10 protein-coding genes are annotated in these 9,462 nt (G+C 61.7%); 5 read left to right on the top strand and 5 right to left on the bottom strand.

From position 1 onward, the window contains the following. On the bottom strand, positions 1-448 hold a 448-nt coding region (locus GV819_RS11510; protein WP_161756193.1), incomplete at its 3' end, for a LysR family transcriptional regulator. A gap of 158 nt (positions 449-606) precedes the next feature. Between GV819_RS11510 and GV819_RS11505 the strand changes: the two genes are divergently transcribed. Continuing rightward, positions 607-2,244 (top strand): 5-guanidino-2-oxopentanoate decarboxylase, encoded by a 1,638-nt coding sequence (locus GV819_RS11505; RefSeq protein ID WP_161756192.1) that lies wholly within the window; start codon positions 607-609, stop codon positions 2,242-2,244. After that, a complete protein-coding gene (locus tag GV819_RS11500) occupies positions 2,241-3,689 on the top strand; it encodes an aldehyde dehydrogenase family protein (protein WP_161756191.1) in 1,449 nt (482 codons plus the stop codon). Before GV819_RS11505 ends, GV819_RS11500 begins: the two co-directional genes overlap by 4 nt. An 18-nt stretch (positions 3,690-3,707) precedes the next feature. On the opposite strand, the gene GV819_RS11495 is transcribed toward GV819_RS11500, so the two are convergent. Continuing rightward, positions 3,708-4,637: an AraC family transcriptional regulator gene (locus GV819_RS11495; protein WP_161756190.1), complete on the bottom strand. Its 930-nt coding sequence runs from the start codon at positions 4,635-4,637 to the stop codon at positions 3,708-3,710. Between the two features lie 332 nt (positions 4,638-4,969). Here GV819_RS11495 and GV819_RS11490 point away from each other — a divergent pair, with 332 nt between their 5' ends. Together GV819_RS11490 and GV819_RS11485 are read left to right on the top strand one after the other, a co-directional pair. Beyond that, complete coding sequence (locus GV819_RS11490) at positions 4,970-5,335, top strand: putative quinol monooxygenase (protein ID WP_161756189.1); 366 nt, start codon at positions 4,970-4,972, stop codon at positions 5,333-5,335. A gap of 9 nt (positions 5,336-5,344) precedes the next feature. Further along, entirely contained in the window at positions 5,345-5,617 is a 273-nt protein-coding gene (locus tag GV819_RS11485; RefSeq protein WP_161756188.1) for a hypothetical protein, read from the top strand. A gap of 9 nt (positions 5,618-5,626) precedes the next feature. Here the strand turns inward: GV819_RS11485 and GV819_RS11480 are convergent, their stop codons facing one another. Beyond that, positions 5,627-6,256, bottom strand: a complete 630-nt coding sequence (locus tag GV819_RS11480; protein ID WP_161756187.1) for a flavin reductase family protein — start codon at positions 6,254-6,256, stop codon at positions 5,627-5,629. 164 nt (positions 6,257-6,420) lie between these two features. Next, positions 6,421-6,873, bottom strand: a complete 453-nt coding sequence (locus GV819_RS11475) for a heme utilization protein (RefSeq protein WP_161756186.1) — start codon at positions 6,871-6,873, stop codon at positions 6,421-6,423. A gap of 374 nt (positions 6,874-7,247) precedes the next feature. On the opposite strand from GV819_RS11475, the gene GV819_RS11470 reads away from it, so the two are divergent. After that, complete coding sequence (locus tag GV819_RS11470; protein ID WP_161756185.1) at positions 7,248-8,003, top strand: COG4705 family protein; 756 nt, start codon at positions 7,248-7,250, stop codon at positions 8,001-8,003. A gap of 105 nt (positions 8,004-8,108) precedes the next feature. On the opposite strand, the gene GV819_RS11465 is transcribed toward GV819_RS11470, so the two are convergent. Continuing rightward, positions 8,109-9,431, bottom strand: a complete 1,323-nt coding sequence (locus tag GV819_RS11465; RefSeq protein ID WP_161756184.1) for an MFS transporter — start codon at positions 9,429-9,431, stop codon at positions 8,109-8,111. Positions 9,432-9,462: the final 31 nt, after the last annotated feature.

Raw genomic sequence — 9,462 nt, 5'->3', positions numbered from 1 at the left:
GGGCGGGAGGGGCGCCGTACATGACGGCGGCGTCGAAAGGCTCGCGGCTGAAATCCACGCCGTGCTGGATGGTGGTGGTCAATTGTACCGGCACGTCGGGGCGCTCCTTCTGCCATTGCAGCAGCCGTGGCAGCAACCAGCGCATCACGCAGGTCGGGGCCTTGAGGCGCAGGTTGCGGCTCTGGCCGCCGATCTCATCCACGGCACGATTGATCAGCTCGAATACCTGCTGCACCCGTGGCAGCCATTCCAGCCCTTCAGCAGTGAGGCTCAGGCCTCGGGCCTGGCGCACGAAGAGTGGGTACCCCAGATGACTTTCCAGCCCGGCGATCTGCCGGCTCACCGCTCCTTGAGTGATGTGCAGCTGCTCGGCGGCGCGAGTGAAATTGCAGCACTGGGCGGTGACCAGGAACGTGTGCAGCGCGGGTAGGGGAGGCAGACGTTTCATGGGCAACCAAGGCATGACGTGAGGACATGGCTAGTATGACTTTTTATCCATTGTTGCGGCTACAGGCCCACCGTTCCAATAGCCCTCTTGCGGTGTCTGATGGCGTTTTCAAGCCAGCGTCAGGCGTCCGGTTTCCAACCAATAAAAAGGGCGATGAGATGGCGACGTGCGGTGAAGTACTGGTCAAGTTACTCGAAGGTTATGGGGTCGAGCAGGTGTTCGGCATACCTGGGGTGCACACCGTCGAGCTGTATCGCGGCCTGGCCCGTTCGCCGATCAACCATGTCACCCCGCGCCATGAGCAAGGCGCTGGCTTCATGGCTGACGGTTACGCGCGTACCAGCGGCAAGCCCGGCGTGTGTTTCATCATCACCGGTCCCGGGATGACCAATATCACCACCGCCATGGGGCAGGCCTACGCTGACTCGATTCCCATGCTGGTGATCTCCAGCGTGCAGGCCCGCAGCCAGTTGGGCGGCGGGCGCGGCAAACTCCACGAGTTACCGAACCAGGGCGCCCTGGTCAGTGGCGTGGCGGCGTTCTCTCACACTCTGATGTGCGCCGATGAATTGCCGGGCGTGCTGGCTCGGGCTTTCGCGCTGTTCCAGGCAGGTCGCCCACGTCCGGTGCATATCGAGATCCCCCTAGATGTATTGGTCCAGGAGGCGGATCACCTGCTGGCCTGTGAGCCGGTGAACATCGCCCGCGCCGGTGCCGCTCCGGTGGCAGTCGCGCAGATGAGCCAGCTGTTGGCGACAGCCAAGCGGCCGCTGATTCTCGCTGGTGGTGGCGCCATCGACGCGGCGGCGCCGCTGATCCATTTGGCAGAGCTGCTGCAGGCCCCAGTGGCGCTGACCATCAACGCCAAGGGCATGTTGCCGTCGGCACACCCGTTGTTGATCGGCTCCACCCAGTCGATGGTGGCGACCCGGGCTCTGGTGGCGGAGGCCGACGTGGTGCTGGCGATCGGCACCGAGCTGGCGGAAACCGACTATGACGTGACCTTTGCCGGCGGCTTTGAAATCCCCGGGAGCTTGTTGCGGATCGACATCGATACCGATCAGACCGTGCGCAATTACCCGCCGAAAGTGGCCCTGGTGGCCGACGCCAGAATGGCTGCCGATGCCCTGCTGGCCGAGCTGTCCCGGCAAACCCTGGTAGCGCGCAGCAGCAATTGGGGGCAAGCCCGCGCCGCGGCCTTGCGCAGTGAGCTCGACGACCTCTGGGATACCCCGACCCGGGCCCAGACCCTGTTTCTGGAAACCGTGGTTGGAGAGCTGCCGGAAATCGTCCTGGTGGGCGACTCCACCCAGCCGGTGTACAGCGGCAACCTGACCTTCAACCCCGAGCAACCGCGCCGCTGGTTCAACTCCTCCACTGGCTACGGCACCCTGGGTTATGCCCTGCCGGCCGCCATTGGCGCCTGGCTCGGTGGCGGTTCGCAGCCCAGTCAGCGGCGGCCGGTGGCCTGCCTGATCGGCGACGGTGGCTTGCAGTTCACCCTGTCGGAGCTGGCCTGCGCGGTGGAGGCACGCACGCCGATCATCGTCCTGTTGTGGAATAACCAGGGCTACGAAGAGATCAAGAAGTACATGCTCAATCGCGCGATCGAGCCGGTGGGCGTCGACATCTACACCCCGGACTTCATCGCCGTGGCCAAGGGCCTGGGCTGCGCCGCGCAGAGCATCGACAACGTCGAACAACTGCGCGCGGCCCTGCGCATGGCAGTGGATCGCCAGGGGCCAACGCTGATTGAAATCGACCAGAATCGCTGGACCCAAGGAGTACAGGCATGAGCGCGCTGTCCTTGCTGAACGGGCTGTACATCGATGGTCAATGGTCGGTAGGTGACGAACGGCTGAAGGTGATCAACCCCGCCACCGAGGCACCCCTGGCCGAGGTGGCGGGCGGTGGCCCAGAGGCCGTGGATCGGGCCTTGGATGCTGCTGCCGCTGGCCTCGTGCGCTGGTCGCAGAGCAGCGGTGCCGAGCGTGCCGTGGTATTGCGCAAGATCGCTGCCGGAGTAGCCGAGCGTCGGGAGCGACTGATGTATTTGCAGTCGAGCAACAACGGCAAGCCCCAGTTCGAGGCAGCCATGGATGTGGACGATGTGATTGCCTCCTTCGAATACTACGCAGGGCTGGCGCAGGGCCTGGACGCGGCTCAGGACGCCAATGTGGCCCTGCCCAGCGAGGCATTCAGCGCTCGCTTGCGTCGTGAGCCCTGTGGCATCGTCGGGCTGATCGTGCCGTGGAACTTCCCTATGGTCACCACCGCCTGGAAGCTCGCTCCAGCCCTGGCTGCGGGCTGCAGCGTGGTGCTCAAACCCTCGGAGGTCACACCGCTGCCGGAGCTGGAACTCGCGGCAATCATTGCCGAAAGCGGCTTGCCCAAGGGCGTGTTCAATCTGGTCTGTGGCACGGGGCTGGCGGTGGGCGCACCGTTGGCGGCGGACCCGCGAGTGGCGAAGATTTCCTTCACCGGCAGTAATGCGGTGGGGGTGCAAGTCATGCAGCGGGCAGCGGAAACCATCAAGGGCGTGAGCCTGGAGCTGGGCGGCAAATCCGCCTTGCTGGTGTTGGCCGACGCCGATCTGGATCTGGCGGTGGAGCTGGCCTGTGGCGGCGGTTTCTTCAATGCCGGGCAGATGTGTTCCGCCACCAGCCGGGTGCTGGTGGCTGACGAGTTGGCCGATGAATTTCTCCTGCGCCTCAAGGCCCGGGCCGAAGGCATTCGGGTGGCCGATCCGTTCGAGCCCGAGGTGGAAATGGGCGCACTGGTAAACCGCCTGCAATACCAGCGGGTGCTGGCGCATATCGATCAGGGTTTGAGTGTCGGCGCCAAGCTGGTCTGCGGTGGCGCTCGTCCGGCCGGTTTGCAACAGGGGTATTTCATTCGGCCCACGGTGTTCACCGAGGTGCCGTTGGACAGTGCCTTGTGGTGCGAAGAAATCTTTGGCCCGGTGCTGTGCGTGCGCAGTTTTACCAGCGAGCAGCAAGCCATCGAGCTGGCCAATGACAGCGAGTTCGGACTGGTGGCCAGCGTGGTGGGGGCGGACCTCGATAATGCCGAGCGGGTTGCCAACGCCCTGCAGGCCGGCCTGGTGTGGATCAACGCGCCTCAGGTGATCTTTCCCCAGGCCGCCTGGGGTGGCTACAAGCAGAGCAGCATTGGTCGCGAGCTGGGCCCGTGGGGCCTACAAGCGTTCCAGGAAATCAAGCATGTGATCCGCGCCCTGTAGGAGACGGCGCACCAGGCATCAACCGCCAACCCGCAAGCGCGCCATGTCCCGCAAGGGAGGTGCGCCGAACAAACGGCTGTACTCGCGGCTGAACTGCGACGGGCTTTCATAGCCGACCCGGTACCCCGCCGCCGAAGCCTCCAGGCCCTCGGCCAGCATCAGCCGCCGCGCCTCTTGCAGGCGCAGCTGCTTCTGGTATTGCAACGGGCTCAGGGCGGTCATCGCCTTGAAGCGATGATGCAGGGTCGACACGCTGAGGTTCACTTCCCGGGCCAGGTCATCGATACGCAATGACTGCTCGAAGTGACGGTTCAGCCACTTGATCGCCTGGTTGACCCGGTGGCTCTGGCTGTTGGTGGTGGCAATTTCATACAGGCGATGGCCCTGGGGGCTGCGCAGCAGGCGATAGAGAATCTCCCGGCGCACCAGAGGTGCGAGCATGGCGATGTCTTTCGGAGTATCCAGCAAGCGGGTCAGGCGCAGCACTGCATCGAGCATCGGCGGGTCGAGATGCTCTACATACAGGCCGCGTCCGGTGGGCCTGGCCGCTACTCCCAGCGGCCCGGCATCGGCAATCAGTGCGTTGATCTCGCCGGGATCGATGTCCAGGCGCAAGGCCAGGATCGGCTCCTCGGGGGACACCATCGCCACCTTGCCGCTCAGGGGCACGGCCACCGAGACCACCAGATAATTCAGCGGGTCGTAATTGTAGGTTTCATCGGCCAGGCGCACTTCCTTGCGACCCTGGGCCATGATGCACAGCGCCGGTTGGGCCAGCACCGGGGCGAACTGGTGGGAGCTGCTGTGGCGCGAGACGAACAGCGCGTCGATGGCCGTGGCATGACTGCCGTCGGTAACGGTGTTGCGCTCGATGATCGCGGCCAGTTCTGCGCGCTGTCTTTCCATTTCCGGGGCCAGGGGCACCTGCAAGTTCTGCAGTGATGACATAGAGCAGCCTCCGGAGGGTTATCGATCGGCACAGCATAAGTTTGTGCAAGCAGGGCAGCTAGGCAATTCCTGCGCAATACTTGCCTGATCCTGCTGCTTGCGTGCGCGATAGACAAGAGGAGCCGATAGCCTGCGGGTTCACTTGCTTGAAACACCGTTGTAGCTCTTTTGTCGCATAGCGTTGGAATCATCGGCCCGTGGCCCACGCTATCGCAGGATTGGGCAAATCAGCGGCAGAAATCGACTAACGTCGTGCGCTGTGCCCCCCGTATCGTTGATCCTGTTGCAGCCCGTCCCACGGCTGCCTCGACAACACCCTGGGAGGGTCGCACATGTCTACGCATATTCCCGTCAGTCACATCGCCTTTGTCCATGCCCGGGCCGGGCGCTCCACGGAGCTGGGTGCACGCTTGAGCAGCCTGATCGAACCGTCTCGCCAGGCGCCTGGTTGCCTGCACTTTGCCTTGCAGCGCTCGCAATGCGATGCGCAGTTGTGGATGGTGTCCGGTTTCTGGAGCAGCCAGCAGACGATGACGGCCTATTTCAGTTCGCCGGCGATGGCGATCTTTGCCGAGCTGGTCCAGGACCTGGTGGTCAATAGCCTGGATTTCCATACCTTCAGCACGGTGTCGGCACTCGAGGCCTGTGGCGAATACGCGCAACTGCAGCGCGCGCCGCTGCACCAACTGGCCAGCTGACGGTTTAGAATGGCCGACTTTCCATTGGCCAGGATCAGCAACATGGCACGCAAAGAGTTTGCACACTACGAAGCAGTTTCCGCTGTGGTTCCAGGGGAGGGTGGTTACAGCGCCGCAATCGCCGTCAAAGCCCTGGGTGGTTCAGGGGCTCCGCGTTTTCACAAAGTCCTGGATGGGCAGAAATTCAACACCGCTCATGACGCCGACCAGGCTGCCGCGCAACAACTCGAACAGCTGAGCGACGTCGATCAAGACGGCGAATTGAGCTGGAAAACCAACTGAGTCGAACTGCTACTTGACCGCCCCGGGGCGGTGCATCTTGAACAAGGCCTCTGGCCCCAACTGAAAATAATCCGCTGGCCCGCCGCCGCGCAGAATCGGTTCTGCCGCGGCGGTGTCGTAGATCCCATCCTTGAGCAGCCATTTGGCGATATGCACGGCGACCACTTCGCCGAGAATCAGCCAACTCGGCACCAATGCCTTGTCTGCCCGTTGCAACTGAATGATCTGTGTGACCTTGCACTCGAAGGACACCGGGCTCTCGGCGACCCGGGGCACGCTGATGATTTTCGAGGCGATCGGCGTCAACCCTGCCAGTTCGAACTCGTCGACCTCGGCGGGGACAGCTGCGCAGCTCTGGTTCATCTGCTCGGCCAGGGGCCGAGTGGCCAGGTTCCAGGCGAACTCGCCGGTCTGCTCGATATTGTTCAGGCTGTCTTTGCGCCCGACGCTGGAGAAACCGATGATCGGCGGAATGTAGTTGAAGGCGTTGAAGAAACTGTAGGGCGCAAGGTTCAGGCGACCTGTGCTGTCCTGGGAAGAGATCCAGCCGATAGGGCGCGGGCCGACGATGGCATTGAACGGGTCGTGGGGCAGGCCATGGCCCAGGGCAGGTTGGTAATAATGGATATCGTCGGGCATGGCTCAAGGTTCCTGCTTGGGTGCGATTGAAGGGCGCCATAGTGCAGTGCGCAATCGTTGAACTCCAGCATCCCTCTAGCGGGTTGGGGGGAGGGGCGAGGATTTCTCTTGGCCGAAAAAGACTAAGCCCGGCCGAAGCCGGGCTGTGATGTCACATGGGTCGATCAGCTGATGGTGGCGGAACCGGTGCGGTCGTAGCCGTCAGCAGCGAAGGTAGCGGAACCGGTGCGGTCATAGCCGTCTTCAGCGATGGTGGCGGAACCGGTGCGGTCGTAGCCGTCAGCAGCGAAGGTGGCGGAACCGGTGCGGTCGTAGCCGTCTTCAGCGAAGGTGGCGGAACCGGTGCGGTCGTAACCGTCAGCAGCGAAGGTAGCGGAACCGGTGCGGTCGTAGCCGTCTTCAGCGAAGGTAGCGGAGCCAGTGCGGTCGTAGCCGTCTTCAGCGAAGGTAGCGGAGCCGGTGCGGTCGTAGCCGTCAGCAGCGAAGGTGGCGGAGCCGGTGCGGTCGTAACCGTCAGCGGCGAGGGTGGCGGAACCAGTGCGGTCATAGCCATCTGCTGCGAAGGTGTTGGCAGCCAGTACCGAGAGGGTCAGGGCGAGGATCAGTTTGCTTTTCATGGTGGTGACTCCGGGTTCGTTGAGGTGTGTGCGTTGGGCTTGGAATTAATCCTACTCCGGTAAAATTGATTGAAAAGCGCAAATTAATGCTAATTAAAATCGATTTTATCGATGTGTAGGGGGTCGCCATTCGCCGTCGATTACCGCGTTCAAGCCTCACTCTGTATACGGACCAAGTCTCGACTTGGATTCAGTACCAGGCTAAACACCGAGCATTAACTGGTCATTAATTGAGCAATCGGTGAGTTGCAAAACCTTTCAACGGTTTTTTCATTCAAGCCTTACCTATTTTTCACCCCGTGGCGTTCAGCCTCCGCGCAAGCCTGCACCCAAGACAGGCCATCTTGAATGTGACCCTTGGAGCTTCTTTGCAAATGAACAAACTTCCTCAGATCACCCTGGCCTTCTGGGTCATGAAAATCTGCGCGACGACCCTGGGCGAAACTGCGGGTGACCTGCTGTCGATGACCCTCAATGTCGGTTACGCCATCAGTTCGCTGATCCTCATCAGCGTGTTCCTGCTGACCTTGGTGACCCAGCTGTTTTCGAAAACCTACAACCCGCTGCTGTACTGGATGGTGATTCTCTCCACCAGCACCGCCGGCACCACGATGTCAGACTTCATGGACCGCACGCTGGGCCTGGGCTATGCCAGTGGTTCGCTGATCCTGATCGCAATACTGCTGACGATCTTCGTGGCCTGGCGCCTGAGCGGCGACTCACTGAATGTGAACAAGATCCAGACCTTTCGTGGCGAGATGTTCTATTGGACGGCGATTCTGTTCTCCAACACCCTGGGCACGGCTCTCGGCGATTACCTGGCGGACGATTCGGGTTTGGGGTTTGCAGGCGGGGCGTTGCTGATCGGCTCCACCATTGTGGTGGTGGTATTGCTCAAGTACTTCACCAAGCTGTCGTCGGTGCTGCTGTTTTGGCTGGCTTTCGTCCTGACCCGGCCATTCGGCGCGACCCTGGGCGACTTCCTGACCAAGCCCCATGAAAAGGGTGGCCTGGACTTCGGCACAATCGGCTCGTCGGCGGTATTGGCGGGGATCCTGCTGGTACTGATTGTTGGTGCGTCCTGGGCGCAGAACCGCTACTCGCGACAGGGTGCCGCTGAACTGTCCTGAGCCCAAGGCTCACCGCTCACTGTGGGCGCCGGCTTACCGGCGAAAACGTTCCCACAGAGATAGACCAACCCATGCGCCCGGGCCTTGCACCCGGGCGTTTTTTTCTCAGTCGGTCTCGATCCGCGAGTGCTTGCGGGTGTCCTTCATGGTCACGTAGACCAGCAATGAACAGGCTATGCACGCGGTGACATACCAGTAGTAGCCGGTTTCCATGCCGATGCTCTTGAACCACAGCGCGATGTATTCAGCGGTGCCGCCAAAGATCGATACGGTCAGTGCGTACGGCAGGCCGACGCCCAGTGCACGGATCTCGGTGGGGAACAGCTCGGCTTTGACTACTGCGTTGATCGAGGTGTAGCCGCTGACGATGATCAGCGCGGCCATGATCAGGAAGAATGCGCCCCACCAGCTTTGAATGGTGTGCAGGGTGGTCAGGATCGGCACGGTGAAGATTGTGCCGAGGATACCGAAGGCGATCAGGATCGGACGACGGCCGATCTTGTCCGACAGCGCACCGATCACCGGTTGCAGGCACATGAACAGGAACAGTGTGGCTGCGGAAATGGTGGTGGAGTCGGAAATGCTCATGCCGACGGTGTTCACCAGGTATTTCTGCATGTAGGTGGTGTAGGTGTAGAAAGCCAGGGTGCCGCCCATGGTCAGGCCGACCACGGTCATCAGCTCTTTCGGATGGCGCATCAGGGTACGCATCAGGCTTTCTTTGGGCTCTTCCTTCTTCTTGGTGAAGGACTCGGTTTCTTCCATGCCGCGACGCAGGTACAGCGCTACGACTGCGCAGAGGGCACCGATGCCGAACGGAATCCGCCAGCCCCAGGATTGCAGTTCTTCGGTGGTCAAAACGTTTTGCAGGACGATCAGCACCGCCAGGGCGATGAGCTGGCCGGAGATCAGGGTGACGTACTGGAAGCTGGAGAAGAAGCCACGGCGCTCCTTGGTCGCCATCTCACTGAGATAGGTCGCCGAGGTGCCGTATTCACCGCCCACCGACAGACCCTGCATCAGGCGCGCCAGTACCAGCATGATTGGCGCGCCGACGCCGATGGTTTCATAACCTGGGGTCAGGGCGATGATCAGGGAACCGAAGCACATCAGCAGCACCGAGGCCATCAGCGCGGCTTTACGGCCTTTGCGGTCGGCGTACAAGCCCATCAACCAGCCACCGATCGGCCGCATCAAGAAGCCCACGGCGAAGATTGCGGCGGTGTTCAGCAGTTGGGCAGTGGTGTCGCCCTTGGGGAAGAAAACCTTGGCGAAGTACAACGAGAAAGCCGCATAGACGTACCAGTCGTACCACTCGACCATGTTGCCGACGGAGCCGCTGAAAATCGATTTCAGGCGACTGGCAGTGGTCTTTTCTTTGGCGGGCACAGCCGCCGACCCAGCAGGCAGGGTATTGGAGATATCCATGACGGACCCTTCTATTCATTGTTTTTGTGGA

The sequence above is a fragment of the Pseudomonas sp. Fl5BN2 genome, assembly GCF_009908205.1.
Lineage (GTDB): Bacteria > Pseudomonadota > Gammaproteobacteria > Pseudomonadales > Pseudomonadaceae > Aquipseudomonas.
The sequence above is the reverse complement of the archived record's forward strand: the minus strand, read 5'-3'. Positions and strand labels throughout refer to the sequence as shown.